15 protein-coding genes are annotated in these 13400 nt (G+C 68.7%); 5 read left to right on the top strand and 10 right to left on the bottom strand.

Annotated features, from left to right (window positions below; translation table 11 throughout):
* Positions 1–51: 51 nt before the first annotated feature.
* The 7 genes from ASG62_RS08285 to ASG62_RS08255 are packed head-to-tail and all read right to left on the bottom strand — an operon-like array spanning position 52 to position 7928.
* Positions 52–1632 carry a GMC family oxidoreductase gene (locus ASG62_RS08285; protein WP_056687731.1) on the bottom strand — a complete coding sequence of 527 codons (1581 nt, stop codon included), beginning with the start codon at positions 1630–1632 and terminating at the stop codon, positions 52–54.
* 6 nt (positions 1633–1638) lie between these two features.
* Complete coding sequence (locus ASG62_RS08280) at positions 1639–2727, bottom strand: branched-chain amino acid ABC transporter permease (RefSeq protein ID WP_056687728.1); 1089 nt, start codon at positions 2725–2727, stop codon at positions 1639–1641.
* Positions 2728–2734: 7 nt separating this feature from the next.
* Positions 2735–3622, bottom strand: a complete 888-nt coding sequence (locus ASG62_RS08275) for a branched-chain amino acid ABC transporter permease (RefSeq protein ID WP_056687725.1) — start codon at positions 3620–3622, stop codon at positions 2735–2737.
* A gap of 5 nt (positions 3623–3627) precedes the next feature.
* Positions 3628–4347 (bottom strand): ABC transporter ATP-binding protein, encoded by a 720-nt coding sequence (locus ASG62_RS08270; RefSeq protein WP_056687721.1) that lies wholly within the window; start codon positions 4345–4347, stop codon positions 3628–3630.
* Positions 4344–5144, bottom strand: coding sequence for an ABC transporter ATP-binding protein (locus ASG62_RS08265; protein ID WP_056687718.1), 801 nt, complete (start codon positions 5142–5144; stop codon positions 4344–4346). The genes ASG62_RS08270 and ASG62_RS08265 overlap by 4 nt, the downstream gene beginning before the upstream one ends.
* A 7-nt stretch (positions 5145–5151) precedes the next feature.
* Positions 5152–6456, bottom strand: a complete 1305-nt coding sequence (locus ASG62_RS08260) for an ABC transporter substrate-binding protein (RefSeq protein WP_056687715.1) — start codon at positions 6454–6456, stop codon at positions 5152–5154.
* A gap of 53 nt (positions 6457–6509) precedes the next feature.
* Positions 6510–7928, bottom strand: a complete 1419-nt coding sequence (locus ASG62_RS08255; protein ID WP_056687711.1) for an amidase — start codon at positions 7926–7928, stop codon at positions 6510–6512.
* 141 nt (positions 7929–8069) lie between these two features.
* Between ASG62_RS08255 and ASG62_RS08250 the strand changes: the two genes are divergently transcribed.
* Positions 8070–9029 carry a LysR family transcriptional regulator gene (locus tag ASG62_RS08250; protein WP_056687708.1) on the top strand — a complete coding sequence of 320 codons (960 nt, stop codon included), beginning with the start codon at positions 8070–8072 and terminating at the stop codon, positions 9027–9029.
* A 112-nt stretch (positions 9030–9141) separates the two neighbouring features.
* Here the strand turns inward: ASG62_RS08250 and ASG62_RS08245 are convergent, their stop codons facing one another.
* Together ASG62_RS08245 and ASG62_RS08240 are read right to left on the bottom strand one after the other, a co-directional pair.
* Positions 9142–9939 (bottom strand): phosphodiesterase, encoded by a 798-nt coding sequence (locus tag ASG62_RS08245; protein WP_056687705.1) that lies wholly within the window; start codon positions 9937–9939, stop codon positions 9142–9144.
* A gap of 417 nt (positions 9940–10356) precedes the next feature.
* Positions 10357–10950 (bottom strand): NAD(P)H-dependent oxidoreductase, encoded by a 594-nt coding sequence (locus tag ASG62_RS08240; RefSeq protein WP_056687701.1) that lies wholly within the window; start codon positions 10948–10950, stop codon positions 10357–10359.
* A 45-nt stretch (positions 10951–10995) separates the two neighbouring features.
* On the opposite strand from ASG62_RS08240, the gene ASG62_RS08235 reads away from it, so the two are divergent.
* Complete coding sequence (locus ASG62_RS08235; RefSeq protein WP_413814189.1) at positions 10996–11238, top strand: hypothetical protein; 243 nt, start codon at positions 10996–10998, stop codon at positions 11236–11238.
* A 28-nt stretch (positions 11239–11266) separates the two neighbouring features.
* Here the strand turns inward: ASG62_RS08235 and ASG62_RS08230 are convergent, their stop codons facing one another.
* Entirely contained in the window at positions 11267–12193 is a 927-nt protein-coding gene (locus ASG62_RS08230) for a LysR family transcriptional regulator (RefSeq protein ID WP_056687698.1), read from the bottom strand.
* Positions 12194–12311: 118 nt separating this feature from the next.
* On the opposite strand from ASG62_RS08230, the gene ASG62_RS08225 reads away from it, so the two are divergent.
* From ASG62_RS08225 to ASG62_RS08220, 3 genes are read left to right on the top strand one after another with little or no spacing between them, the layout of a single operon-like run.
* Complete coding sequence (locus ASG62_RS08225; protein ID WP_056687695.1) at positions 12312–12956, top strand: pyridoxamine 5'-phosphate oxidase family protein; 645 nt, start codon at positions 12312–12314, stop codon at positions 12954–12956.
* Positions 12953–13087, top strand: a complete 135-nt coding sequence (locus ASG62_RS27815) for an alpha/beta fold hydrolase (RefSeq protein ID WP_274532610.1) — start codon at positions 12953–12955, stop codon at positions 13085–13087. Before ASG62_RS08225 ends, ASG62_RS27815 begins: the two co-directional genes overlap by 4 nt.
* Entirely contained in the window at positions 13072–13305 is a 234-nt protein-coding gene (locus ASG62_RS08220; RefSeq protein ID WP_056687693.1) for an alpha/beta fold hydrolase, read from the top strand. Before ASG62_RS27815 ends, ASG62_RS08220 begins: the two co-directional genes overlap by 16 nt.
* Positions 13306–13400 lie beyond the last annotated feature (95 nt).

Below are 13400 nucleotides of genomic sequence, written 5' to 3'. Positions count from 1 at the left end.
AGCTTGGCTGGTTCGGAACGAACCCGACGGACTCTGGACCGCTTCGCGTCGTCAGCCGCCGATGATCATGGCCGAGGCCCGCTCGGCGATCATGATCGTGGGCGCATTGGTATTGCCGGAGACCATCTTCGGGAAGACCGAGGCATCGGCGATCCGCAGGCCCTCCAGTCCGCGGACCTTCATCGTGGCGGGATCGACGACGGCCATCGCATCCGTGCCCATCCGGCAGGTGCTCGTCGGGTGGTAGAGCGTGGTGCAATGGCCGCGAATGTAGGTGGCGATCTCCTCGTCGCTCTCGCAGTCCGCACTGGGGGAGACCTCGCCCTCGATCAGCTCGGCCAGCGGCGACTGCGCCGCGATGCGCCGGCTGATGCGCACGCCCTCGACCATGGTCGCAAGATCCGAGCCGTCGGGATCGCTCGCGAAATAGCGCGGATCGATCATCGGGCGCTCCAGCGGATCGGCGGTGCGAAGGCGGATCTCGCCCCGGCTGTCCGGCCGCTGCAGCGTCGTGTGGAGCGTGATGCCGGGCTTGGAGGAAAGAAAGCGGACATAGTCGCGATGCGGGCTGATCGCGCCGTAGAGCTGGAGGTCCGGCTCGATGCCGGGCCGGCTCTTCACGAAGCCGCCGGCCGCGACCCAGGGCGAGGAGCGCGGGCCGGAGCGGGTCGCCTTCCATTCGGCGAAGTCGCGGGCGAGCGTCTCCTCGGTCCAGGCGCCGACGCCGATCTTCTCCCGGGTGTAGAAGGTGATGGGAATGTTGATGTGGTCCTGCAGGTCCTTGCCGACGCCGGGAAGGTCGTGGACCGGCGCGACGCCGACCGAGGACAGCTCGTCGGCCGGGCCGATGCCGGAGAGAAGCATGAGCTGGCAGGTGCCGATCGAGCCGGAAGAGAGCACGACCTCTCCCGCATAGGCCGTTTCCGGCACGCCGCCCACAAGATAGCGGATGCCCGTGACGCGGCCGCCCTCGACGACGAGGCCGGTGGCGGTGACGCCGGTCTTCACGGTGAGATTGGCGCGCTCCAGCGCGGGGCGGAGATAGGCCTTGCCCGTGCCCCAGCGCTCGCCTTTCTTGATGGTGAACTGGAAGAGCCCGACGCCTTCTTGGCTCGGACCGTTGAAGTCGGGATTGAACGGATAGCCGGCCTTCTCGCAGGCCTCGATCCAGAGCCGCTCATTCGGATCGACATGGGGCACGTTGCCGATGTGCAGCGGGCCGTTCTGCCCGTGCAGCGGATCGTTGCCGAGTTCGGCATTGTGCTCGGAGGCGATGAAGGCCGGCAGCACGTCGGCCCAGGACCAGCCGGGACATCCCTGCGCGGCCCAGCCCTCATAGTCGGAGGGCAGGCCGCGAATGTAGATCATGGCGTTCAGCGCGCCGGAGCCGCCGACCATGCGCCCGCGCGGCCAGAAGATGCGCCGGCCCCGGCAGCCCGCCTGCGGCTCGGTGTAGTAGCCCCAGTCGACATGGGTGTTGAACATGGTCGGCCAGTCCGAGGGCACGTCGGAGGCGAGGGGCGCTGCCCCCCCGGCCTCCAGCACGAGCACCTTGCGCGTCGGATCGGCGCTGAGACGGTTGGCGAGAACGCAGCCGGCCGAGCCGGCCCCGACGATGATGGTGTCGAACATCGAACCTCACTTTCCGGCGGAGGCCGGCATGTCTTGCGGGATGGGAGCGGAGGAGGGCCGGGCGCGGCGTCGGGTCCAGGCGAGGAGATCGCCCATGCGCCCGACGAGCCCGCGCGGCATGAGCACGATCGAGGCCGCGATGATGAGGCCGAGGCCGAGCGTGCGGAACTCGCCGGCCTCGCGCATCGCCTCGTCCGCCGCCATCAGGACGACCGTGCCGACCAGCGGCCCCCAGAACGTTCCGACGCCGCCGACGACCGTGATCGCGATGATGAACATCAGCTGCGACATGGACAGGACACCCGGCCCGATCGCCTGGAAATGCGCGGCGTAGAGACCGCCGGCAAGGCCGGTGAAGAAGGCGGAGATGCCGAAGACGAGGAGCTGCGCCTGGAAGCGCCCGACGCCGCGCGCCACCGCATAGGCCGGATTGTCCTTCAGCGCGCGGAAGGCGAGGCCGATCGGGCTCTTCACCACGGCATAGGTGAAGAGCATCGTAGCCGAAAAGAGGACGGCGACGATGGCGTAGTTTCCGACGAGCCACTGGCCCTTCAGCGCCGCCCGCGTGCCGAGATCGCCGAAGCGCGCGAAGCCGACGGCCCCGCCCGTGAACTGCCGGCAGATCGAGCCGACCATGGTGAAGCATTCGGTGTCGGTGACGATGAGCACATAGAGCGTCTGCGCGATGCAGAGGGTCAGGAGCGCCACGTAGACGCCGGTGAGGCGCAGGCAGGCCAGCCCGATGACGAGCGAGAAGAGGACGGCGGCGAGCGCGCCGGGGACGAGCGCGCCCCAGACGGAGAAGCCGAGATAGAAGCAGAGCATGGCGGTCGCGTATCCCCCGACCGCGAAGATCGCCATCTGGGCCAGCGAGAAGATGCCGGAGAAGCCGAAGAGCAGGTTCCACTGCGAGGCGACGGTCGCATAGAACAGCGCGAGCACGACCTGCCCGAGCACGTAGCGGCTGTCGACGAAGAAGGGCAGGGCGACGGCGAGGGCCACCACGACCAGCGCGACGAGGAGATCGGTCCGGCCGGAGCGGGAGGGCGGGCGACGGGCGGCGGAGAGGGGGACGGAGACGAACGACGTGCTCATGGTGCCCTCACATGCGCCGGATCTGCGCGCGGCCGAAGAGGCCGGACGGGCGCCAGATCAGGACGGCGATGACGACGAAGAGAAGCGCGGGAAAGCCCCAGCGCGCCCCGGCGGCATATTGGACGAAGGCCTCGAAGAGGGCGAGGCCGAAGGCGCTCGCGACCGCGCCCGGCAGGTTCCCGAGACCGGCGACGACGCACATGATGAAGGCCTTCAGCATGGGATCGGCGCCGAGCGGCGGGGAGAGCTGCGTGACGGAGGAGACCATGACGCCGCAGACGCCCGCAAGCGCCCCGGACAGGACGAGCACCTGGAAGTAGACCCGGTCCACCGCGACGCCCATCAGCTGCGCGGCGTCCCGGTTCTGCGCGGTGGCGCGGATTGCCCGGCCCATGCGCGTGCGCCCGAGGAGAAGCGCCAGGAGCGCCATGAGGACCACCACGACGAGGATCACGGCAAGGCTCTGGCCGGGCACGGAGACGGGCCCGAGCGCGATCGTGCCGGAGACCGTCAGCGGCTGGCGCAGGGGCTGGCCGCCATAGGTCAGCAGAATGGCGTTCTCCAGCGCGATGCCGATGCCGACCGTCGCGATCATGACGTTGGATTCGAAGCTCGCCCGGTCGCTCTTCAGGAGATTGCGGACGACGAGGACGTAGAGGAGCGCGCCGGCCGCGCTGCCGGCCGCGATCGCCGCGAGAAAGCCGAGCGGCAGGGGCAGCCCGAGCGCGGTGACGGCGGTGTAGGCGGCATAGCCGCCGAGCGTCAGCATGGCGGCATGGGCCATGTTCAGCATGCCCATCGAGCCCCAGACGAGCGACAGGCCGACGGTGGCCAGCGCGTAGAGCGCGCCGGAGGTCAGACCTGCCACGAGGATCGCCATGACGATGTCCTGCATGGTCCTCAGCCTCCGAGATAGGTTGCGAGTAGCTCGTCGCGCGCGAGCAGCTCGGCGGGCGGGCCCGACCAGACGATCCGCCCGTCGTCGAGAAGATGCAGCCGGTCGGCGAGATCGGCGACGCGGGCGGGGTTCTCCTCGACGAGGAGGATCGTGCGCCCGGCCCGGCTGAGCTCGGCGATGACGGCGTAGATCTGCTCGATGATCAGCGGGGCGAGGCCGAGCGAGGGCTCGTCGAGAAGGAGCACGCGCCCGCCCATCATCAGCCCGCGTCCGATGCCGACCATCCGCCGCTCGCCGCCGGACAGGGTGGAGGCGATCTGGTGCCGGCGGTCGGCGAGCTTGGGCAGGAGCGCGTAGACCTCCTCCAGCCGGCGGGCGGTCTCGGCCTTGCCGGGCGCCAGATAGGCGCCCATCAAAAGGTTTTCGAGAACGCTCATCTCGGAGAAGAGGAGATCGCCCTGCGGCACGTGGGCGATGCCGAGCGCGGCCACCGCATGGGGCCGGCCCTCGACCCTCTGCCCGTCGATCCGGATCTCGCCCCGACGCGCCGGCACGAGGCCGCTGATCGTCTTCAGAAGCGTCGACTTGCCGTGCCCGTTCGGCCCGACGACGGTCACGAACTCGCCCTTTCCGACGTCCAGCGAGACGCCCTTCACGACCTCCAGCTCGCCATAGCCGGAGACGAGGCCGTGGAGGCTGAGGACGGGTGGCGCGAGCGTCATGCCCCCGCCTCCGCGCCCTGGAAATAGGACTTCATGCGCCGGCTCGCGCCCTCGCCGAGATAGGTCTCCACCACGGTCGCATCCTCCGCGACGGCGGCGGGCGGTCCCTCGAAGATGACCTTGCCGTGGTGCATGATGACGACGCGGCTCGACAGGGCGACGAGGAAGCGCATGACGTGCTCGATGAGGACGATGGTCAGCCCCGCTTCCTTCAGCTTGCGCACGAGGTCCATGATGCGGTCGATCTCGGCGACGTTCAGCCCGCCCACCGGCTCGTCGAGAAAGAGCATGGCCGGCTTGGTCGCGACCGCGCCTGCGATCATCAGGAGCTTGCGGTCGAGAACGGGGAGGCTCGCGACGGTTTCGCCCGCTCTGTCGGAAAGACCGACGAAGTCGAGCGCCGCCTCCGCCTCGCGCCGGACGGCGGAGCCGAGGCGAAAGCCCGGAAAGCTTCGGCGCGTGCGCCCGAAATAGGCGGCGATCTCGACATTCTCGCGCACCGTCAGGCTTTCGAAGGCCGCGTTCAGCTGGAACGTGCGGGCGATGCCGAGCTGGCAGATCCGGTCCGCCCCGAGACCGGAAATCTCCGCGCCCTCGAAGAGGACGCGCCCGCCGGTCGCCGGCGTGATGCCGGTCACGGTGTCGAAGAACGTCGTCTTGCCCGCCCCGTTCGGCCCGCCGATCCCCACGATCTCGCCCCGCCGGACGGACAGCGAGACGCCGTCCACGGCCGCCAGGGCGCCGAAGCGCTTGGTGACGTCCTCGCAGACGAGGATGGGATCGGCGGTCGCGATCATGTGGAGATCACGCCTTGATCCAGGGCGGCAGGATGAAGGCGTCCTTGGCGTAGAGCGCGGGCGCGATCAGCTTGGCGTCGGTCTTGTAGTCCTGATGCTGGAGGAACTGGTGCGGCATGCCGAGCGAGGGATCGGCCACCTGCGTCGGATAGCAGTAGGCGGACTGGCCCTCCGGGTCCGCGCGATAGGTGCCGTTGACGCCGCGATAGACGAGCCGGCGCATGGCGCCCGCGACCTTGGCCACCTGCTCCTTCTCGAAGGGTGCGCCGGGGCCGCCGGCGATGGCGGCCGCGAGCGCCCACATCCACAGCCCGTCATAGGTCTGCGAGCCCGTGAGATAGGCCGCGTTCGGGCCGAACTTCTCGCGGTAGGTCTTGCGGAAGGCGGCGGAGAACTCGTCGGGCAGGCAGCCGATGACGGTGGAATAGACGACGCCGTTGATCGCCTCGCCGCCGATCTCGCGGAAGGCGGGAAGCGAGGGGCCGTACTGCATGTAGACGAGGCTGTTGGTCGGTTGCGCCAGAAACTGCACCATGAACTGGGCGAGGTCCTGGGGCAGGAAATGCGTCACGAGGATCGCGGCCGGCGGGTCCTGCCGGAGCTTGGCGAGCGTCGGGCCCCACTGGTTCGTCGGGAAGGGCACGGTCTCGAAGAGGCTGACCTCGAACCCGTATTCCGCCGCCTTGTCGCGGATCGCGTTGGCGATCACGATCGAATATTCGTTGGCGGAGGGGATGATCGCGATCTTCTTGTTCGGCGCGGTCCAGCTGCCGCCCTCGGAAAGCTTCTTCAGGAAGTCGAGACAGCCCGGCCCGTACCAGTATTCCGGCGGATCGCCCTGGAAGGAGCCGTAGTAGCGCGCGGGATCGGTCTTGAACTTCTCGTTGTGCGAGATCAGCGTGTTGTAGTGCATCATGATGACGTCGTTGTCGGCGGCGACGTCCATCTCGATCATGTTGGTGCCGAGATTGTAGCCGTTGATGACGAGCGGCGTCTCGTAGCGGTCGATCAGCCGCTGCATGGACTGGCTGACGAGGTCGGCCCCCATCTCCTTTGTGTCCTCGACGTGGAGCTCCAGCGGGCGCCCGAGCACGCCGCCGGCCGCGTTGATCTCCTCCACGGCCAGATCCAGCCCGTTCTTGAACTCGATGCCGTCGGCGGCGGCAAGCCCGGACATCGGCAGGGCCGAGCCGATCGGGATCGGGGTCGTGTCCTCAGCACGCGCGGGGCCGTTCAGGCCGGCCAGCATGGTGCCCGCCGCACCCGCGCCGACCGCGCCCCGAAGCATCGAACGTCTGCTGATCCCTGTCATGGCGCCTGTCTCCTCGGGTTCGAAACGATGGGTTGCGGCAGCGACCGTCCGGCTCAAGCCGGCAGGCCGGATAGGATGCGCTCGGCGGCCTCGCCGATGGCCAGGACCTTGGCGTCCTCGCCGCGCGCGCCGACGATCTGAAGCCCGACGGGCAGCCCGCCGGCGGTGAGGCCGCAGGGAAGAACCAGCGCTGGCTGCTGGCTGAGATTGATCGGGAAGCTGAACCCCGCCCACTCCGTCCAGCGCCGGTAGGGGCCGTCCGCCGGCACTTCGAGGCCCGCGCCGAAGGCGGGAATGGCGGCGCCGGGCGACAGCAATCCGTCCAGTCCGGCGAGAAGCCGGTCCATCGCCGCGCCGAACTCGGCGCGCTTCACCTGCGCGGCCACGAGGTCGGCCGCGCCGAAGGCGGCGCCCTGCCGGGCGATGTCGAGAAAGCCCGGATCGATCGCGCCCCGCGCATCGGCCGGCACCTGCGCCAGGCGCGCGGCGGCGCCGCTGAACCAATGATGGTGGAAGATGTCGAGAAGGTCCTCGCCCGGCAGCGCGACCGGCTCGACGCGCGCCCCGGCCGCCCGCAGCGCCTCGATCGCCCGCTCGACGCTCGCGCGGACCTCCGGGTCCACGGTGCCGACGGGCGGCTCCGACCAATAGCCGAAGGTGAGGCCGGCAAGCTCCGCGGGCGCAGCGTCGAGGGGCGCCAGCGCACCCGGCCCCTGCGCCCAGTCCTGAGGGCTGCGGCCGGACATGGCGCGCAGCATCGCGGCCGTATCGCTCACGCTGCGGGCCATGGGGCCGAGATGGGCGACCGTGCCGAAGGCGCTGGCGGGAAAGGCCGGCACGCGGCCGAACGTCGGCTTCAGCCCGACGATGCCGCTGAAGGCCGCGGGGACGCGGATCGAGCCGCCGCCATCCGTGCCGAGGTGGAAGACGCCCGCGCCCGCGGCCGCCGCGACCGCTGCGCCGCCCGAGGAACCGCCCGGCGTCTTCGACGGATCGTGCGGATTGCGCGTCACGCCGCACAGCGCGGAGTCCGTGATCGCCTTCCAGCCGAATTCCGGCGTCGTGGTCTGCCCGATGAAGACGCAGCCGGCCTCGCGCAGCAGGCGCACCGCCGGCGCGTCCGCCTCATAGGGCTTTGAACTCGTCGTCGTGGAGCCGTAGCGCACGCTCCAGCCTTCGACCCAGACGATGTCCTTCAGCGTCGCGGGGATGCCGTCGACCTCCGACAGCGGGCTGCCGTCGCGCCAGCGCTTCCGCGAAGCGGCTGCCGCTTCCAGGGCGCCGGCCCGGTCGATCCGGGTGAAGGCGTTGAAGGCCGGATCGATCGCCTCGGCCCGGTCGAGCACCGCCTCCGCGACCTCGACCGGCGAGATCGCGCCGCTCGCATAGCCCGTCCTCAGCGCGCCCGCGCCCACCCGTGCGAGCTCGGGTGCATCGGCGAGGGGGGCGGCGAGCGAGGCGGCTGGAGGCATTCGACCCATCCTTCCTGAGGCCGGTGTCGCTAGAGAAGCGAAGCGACTGACCGGTTAGAAGGCAGTGTGGCGCGGCTTCCATTTTTTCATCAAATGTATTCTTTGGACGCTTCCTGCCATAAAATGTAAGAAGCCCTGCTGATGAACCTCACGATCCGACACCTGCGCTACATCCAGTGCGTCGAGCAGTCCGGCAGCGTGCAGGCGGCCTCGCGCCTCCTCAGCATTTCCCAGTCCTCGATCCTGGCGGCCATCGATCTGGCCGAAGGCGAAATCGGCGCGCGGATCTTCGACCGGCGCCCCGCGCGGGGCGCGACGGTGACGCCGGCCGGCGAGCGCTTTCTTCTCGCGGCGCGGCCCATGCTCCTGGCCGCGACCGAGTTCGACCGCGCCGTTGGCGATCTCGGCCAGCGCGTGCCGAAGGTGCTGCGGATCGGCTGCTTCGAGCCCTTCGGCGCGCTCTTCATGCCCGACATGCTGCGCACCTATGTCGAGAGCGTCGGCGACGTCGAGATCGCGCTTCTGGAAGGGGACCAGGTGCAGATCCAGGCCTGGCTCGGCGCGGGCCTGATCGATCTCGCCATCGTCTACGACATCGGCACGATCGAGGCGAACGGCGTGACGCCGATCTGCCGCGTGCCGGCGCATGCCATGCTGCATGCCGACGATCCCTTGGCCGGGCGCGAGGCGGTGTGGCTGGCGGACCTGGCCGAGCGGCCCCTCGTCCTTCTCGACCTGCCGCAGACGGCGACCTACCTGATGACCCTCTTCGACATTCTCGCCAAGCGGCCCGAAGTGAGGTTCCGCACACGCTCCTACGAGACGGTGCGATCGGCCGTGGCCTGCGGCTTCGGCGTTTCGATCCTCAACATGCGCCCGGTCGGCCGCGCGACGGCGGACGGCAAGTCGATCGTCCGGCGGCCGCTGCTCGACGATCTGCCGGCCCCGACGCTGCAGGTCATCGACATGTACGGCGCCGCCAAGCCGCTCTTCGTGCGCGTCTGCATCGACGTCATCCGCCAGTTCTTCCGCAACGTCGGACCTGCCGGATTCTCGGTGACGACGCCCGAACTCGCGCCGACGCTTCTCATCGGCCAGTAGCCGCGGAGCCCAGTCTGCAGGGAAGGCTGGGTATGGTCCACCTCGGCGAAGACGGCCGGCCTTCGTATGACCCTTCGACGGCCGGATGGGTCGGCATCCGGGGCCGGAGAGATCAGAAGAACGGCATGGGCCCGGGGAAGCGACCGATGGGGACATAGTGGGTCACGAGCCCGGCGCCCTCCCGCCAGAGATGCAGCAGGAAGGCCGGCGGCTCGACATAGGACGCCGGCTCGGCGTCCGGCGCCAGCCTCAGCGCGATGGCCGTCGTCGTGCTGGGGGCCGTCACCAGCACCGTGCCGGCGAAGCGGGCGAGCATGAAGCGGTGCACATGGCCGCAGAGAACGCGCTCGACCTGGGGATGCGCCAACAGCACCGCCGCAAGGCGCACGCCGTCCCGGCAGTTGTAGGCGTCGATGCAGGCGATGCCGCCTTCGAAGGGCGGCTGATGCAGCATGAGAAGCGTCGGACGATCCGGCTCTTCCGACAGCCGGGCTGCGAGCCAGGCGCAGGCCTCGACGCCGGCCTCGCCGTGATGGTCGCCAGGCACGGTCACGTCGAGGCCGACGATGCGCACGGGACCCTTGTCGCCCACGACGAAATGCAGCGGCCCCGTTTCCGGAAGATAGGCGTGATCGAAGAAAGCCGCCCGGAAGGCTTCCCGTTCGTCGTGATTGCCCGGCAGGAGCAGCACAGGTTGGCGGATCGCAGCCAAGGCGCTCCGGGCCCGCTCGTATTCCGCAGGCTCGCCGTGATCAACGATATCGCCCGTGACGATGACGAGGTCGGGCGCGGGATCGAGCGCGTTCAAATGCCGGACGGCCGCCTCGAACATGGCGTTCGAGTCCACCAGTCCCTGATAGAGCTCGCCCGGCGGACGCATATGGGGGTCGGACAAATGGGCGATCAGCATTGCGGCGATCCTTCGACTGGATGTCGGATCAGCATAGCCGATCTGCAGAGGACGTGCCGCCGACGACGCCACCTGTCCGTTCGCCTCGAATGCGCGGTCGCTCCATGTCGTCCTGTCCCGGCCGGCCCATCCCTATACGCGGGCCTTCTTGCCTCCCATCTCGGTCTGAGGCCCGCACCGCGCTCTGCACGCGCAAACAAGGCGCCATCGCTGAAGAACGGGGCCGGTCCGCTTTCGGATCGCTGCCGCATCGGAAATGATGTCTCACGCCGGATCGGGACAGGAACGAAGCCGTCCTTGTCTGCGCAATCGGCCGTGGGCGATCGGCCTTCGGCCCGCTTGGTATCGGCGGTTCGGTCCGAGATGAGCGGATCGCGACCGGCCTGTTTCTCGATATACGGCGGCAGAGGCGGAGAGTCAGGATGTTTCGCCCGACAGGCGCTGCCCGATCTGGAAGGCGCGTTGCAGGCCCTCGGCTTCGCTGCCGGCATCGAGCGGCAGCAGAAGATCCAGGCCCGCGGCATGGATGCCGCAATAGCCGAAAATGCCCTGGACGATCTGCGTGTTTAGGCAATCCAGATAGTTCCGGCGCTCATAGGTGCGCCGATCGGCGCCGCCGATCGCGACGACCTGCCCCTTCAGCCGGCCCAGCAATCGCGTCGTTCCGGTCTCGGGATCGTCGATATACGCCCAGCCGGACGTGAAGACACGGTCGATCCAGCCCTTCATGACGGCCGGCATGGACCACCAGTAGACCGGGAAGACGAGCACCAGAACGTCGGCCCTGTCGATGCGCCGCTGTTCGAAGAGGATGTCCTCCCCGTGCTCCGCTCGCCCCTTGAAATGGTCGTGGTCGGTGGCGGTGAACCGGGGATCGAAGCCCTCGGCCGCGAGATCGACGATCTCGTGCGTGGTGCCCGGGTTCGCTTCCAGTCCGGCGACGAGACGAGCGATAGCTGCATGGGTGTAGGATCGAGGATCGGGATGGGCGGTCACGATCAGGATGTGCATGCGCTGTCCTTGTCTTCGGAGCATGCCGTCGGCCCTTCGGCGCCGATGCCGAGCCAGAACGCCTGCCTCGAACTGACGAAGCAGGCGGTCGCCGGACTTGTCTCCAGCGGGGTCATGAAGACCGTCGACGTCGAGGCCGCGGCCCGGCTCCTTTGCGGCGCCGCCCTCAACGCCGCCCTTTGGGTGGCCGCCAGCGACGAGCCGCGCGCCGTCCTGCCCAAAGCGATCGAAGCCTTCCGAGTGATGGCGACGGGCTTTCTGGCCGGTCCGGCGCCTCGCCGACGCTAAAACGGCGGCCGTCGAGGCGAGCCGTCGGTCACGCTTTGTCCTCGGGTCGCGAAAGCCGAGCAAGCCGTTCGCGCAAGGCCGGGGCGGCGACGTCGAGGAAGCGGCGCAGCTTGAGCGGCATCTGCCCACGCGACGCGTGAACCAGATGAACGGGTGCCGGTTCGGGTTCGAACCCTTCGAGGACGAGTTGCAGCCGCCCGGCCTCCACCGCCTCGACCACCTGATAGTGCAGCAGCCGAACGATACCGACACCCCGGACCGCCGCGTCGACCGCGGTCTCGGTCGTGGTCACCGAGAGACGCGGCTTCAGCGGGACGTCGATCGACGCTGCTTGGCCCGAGGGACGAAAGCGCCAGTTCGCTTCCGGCATCGGTCCGTCCACCGCGACGGCGGGCAGGTCGCGCAAATCCTCCGGGGCCCTGGGGACGCCGTGTCTGGCGAGGAGAACCGGGCTTGCAGCTGCCACGATGCGCATGGTGCCGATCCGGGTCGCGACCATGGCGCTGTCTGGCAGTCGGCCGATGCGCACCGCCATGTCGACATGGTCGTCGACGAGATGGACGTTGCGGTCGGAGAGGACCAGCCGAATATCGATCTGAGGAAACTGGTCGAGAAAGTCCGCCACCACCGGCAGGACATGGAGGCGACCGAACTGGATCGGGGCGGTCAGCACGAGCTCCCCCTTCGGCTCGAAAAACTCGCCGGCCGCTTCGCGCTCGGCGCTGTCCACCTCGTCGAGAATGCGCCGGGCCGCGGCGAGATAGGCGATGCCGGCGTCGGTGAGCGTCAGGCTGCGCGTGGTGCGGACGAGGAGCTTCGTGCCCAGCCGTCTCTCCAGGTCTGTGATCTTGCGGCTGAGCGTCGGCACCGGAACGCGCAAGGCCCGGCTCGCGGCCGACAGGCTGCCGCGGTCCACCGCCTCCCGCAGAAGGGTCATGGCTTCGAGGCGGTCCATTCGTCTTTCCGGTTTCCGGTCAGGTGATTTGCGATCCTGCCGTATTCCGCCCTTTCATGGAAAGGGTCATTTGTCGGGGAGAAGAGCCGACCGGCTCGCAACCAGGGGACCACCGCCAATGTCCTACGGCTTCCTCGACATCGCGATCACACCCAGCGTGCGCGCTGCGCAGGTCGCCATGGGCACCGACCACCTCTGGCGCGACTTCGCGGGCGAGCGCGCGTCCCATGTCTTCACCGGGAGCGAAGAGGCTTTCATCGCCGAGCGCGACAGCTTCTACATGGCGACCGTTTCCGAAACCGGCTGGCCCTACGTCCAGCATCGCGGAGGCCCGCGCGGCTTCCTGAAACTCGTCGACGGCCGGACGCTCGCCTTCGCCGATTATGCGGGCAACCGTCAGTACATCAGCACCGGCAACCTTGCCGCCGACGGTCGGACCTGCCTGATCCTGATGGACTATCGGCGCCGGGCGCGACTGAAGATCTATGCGCAGGCCGAGATCGTCGCGCCGGACGCGGAGCCGGCGCTCGCCGACCTCGTCGCGGTTCCCGGCTACCGGGCGAGGATCGAGCGCATCGTCCGGCTACGGCTCGAAGCCTTCGATTGGAACTGCCCGCAGCACATCGTCCCGCGCTTCACGCAAGCCGAGATCGACGAGGCCATCCGCCCTTTGCACGACCGTCTCACCGCGCTCGAAACCGAGAACGCCGCGCTGCGGGCGGCGTCGGCATCAACGACGAACATTCAAGGAGAGCACGCATGACGGACGTTCACTACCAGACCGTCGACGTCGACGGCGTCGAGGTCTTCTATTGCGAACCGGGCAACCGCTGGAAGCCGACACTACTGCTTCTGCACGGTTTTCGGCGTCGAGCCACGTGCTCCATGACCTGATCCCGCTGCTCACCAACCGCTTCCATCTCGCTACCCCCGACCTTTACGGCTTCGGCCAGTCCAAGGCGCCGCCGCGCGGAGCGTTCGGCTGCACGTTCGACCGTCTCGCCGATGACATTGCAGGCTTCACCGAGGCCGTGTCGCTCGAGCGTTACGCCTTCTACATCTTCGACTACGGCGCGCCTGTCGGCCTGCGCTTGGACCTGCGTGATCCCTAGGCCGGATCGACATTCAGGATTCCCAATCGGGTTGATCGCTGATTCATAGGGTTCCGTGTTGCGACACGGAGCTTTGGATGGCGACCAAGCGGTAT

The sequence above is a fragment of the Aureimonas sp. Leaf427 genome, from assembly GCF_001425485.1.
Taxonomy (GTDB): domain Bacteria; phylum Pseudomonadota; class Alphaproteobacteria; order Rhizobiales; family Rhizobiaceae; genus Plantimonas.
The sequence above is the reverse complement of the archived record's forward strand: the minus strand, read 5'-3'. Positions and strand labels throughout refer to the sequence as shown.

Excerpts from the sequence above, each read along its gene's own strand:
- ASG62_RS08285 (WP_056687731.1), bottom strand. The coding sequence starts at position 1,632 with ATGTTCGACACCATCATCGTCGGGGCCGGCTCGGCCGGCTGCGTTCTC.
- ASG62_RS08280 (WP_056687728.1), bottom strand. The coding sequence starts at position 2,727 with ATGAGCACGTCGTTCGTCTCCGTCCCCCTCTCCGCCGCCCGTCGCCCG.
- ASG62_RS08275 (WP_056687725.1), bottom strand. The coding sequence starts at position 3,622 with ATGCAGGACATCGTCATGGCGATCCTCGTGGCAGGTCTGACCTCCGGC.
- ASG62_RS08270 (WP_056687721.1), bottom strand. The coding sequence starts at position 4,347 with ATGACGCTCGCGCCACCCGTCCTCAGCCTCCACGGCCTCGTCTCCGGC.
- ASG62_RS08265 (WP_056687718.1), bottom strand. The coding sequence starts at position 5,144 with ATGATCGCGACCGCCGATCCCATCCTCGTCTGCGAGGACGTCACCAAG.
- ASG62_RS08260 (WP_056687715.1), bottom strand. The coding sequence starts at position 6,456 with ATGACAGGGATCAGCAGACGTTCGATGCTTCGGGGCGCGGTCGGCGCG.
- ASG62_RS08255 (WP_056687711.1), bottom strand. The coding sequence starts at position 7,928 with ATGCCTCCAGCCGCCTCGCTCGCCGCCCCCCTCGCCGATGCACCCGAG.
- ASG62_RS08250 (WP_056687708.1), top strand. The coding sequence starts at position 8,070 with ATGAACCTCACGATCCGACACCTGCGCTACATCCAGTGCGTCGAGCAG.
- ASG62_RS08245 (WP_056687705.1), bottom strand. The coding sequence starts at position 9,939 with ATGCTGATCGCCCATTTGTCCGACCCCCATATGCGTCCGCCGGGCGAG.
- ASG62_RS08240 (WP_056687701.1), bottom strand. The coding sequence starts at position 10,950 with ATGCACATCCTGATCGTGACCGCCCATCCCGATCCTCGATCCTACACC.
- ASG62_RS08235 (WP_413814189.1), top strand. The coding sequence starts at position 10,996 with ATGCCGAGCCAGAACGCCTGCCTCGAACTGACGAAGCAGGCGGTCGCC.
- ASG62_RS08230 (WP_056687698.1), bottom strand. The coding sequence starts at position 12,193 with ATGGACCGCCTCGAAGCCATGACCCTTCTGCGGGAGGCGGTGGACCGC.
- ASG62_RS08225 (WP_056687695.1), top strand. The coding sequence starts at position 12,312 with ATGTCCTACGGCTTCCTCGACATCGCGATCACACCCAGCGTGCGCGCT.
- ASG62_RS27815 (WP_274532610.1), top strand. The coding sequence starts at position 12,953 with ATGACGGACGTTCACTACCAGACCGTCGACGTCGACGGCGTCGAGGTC.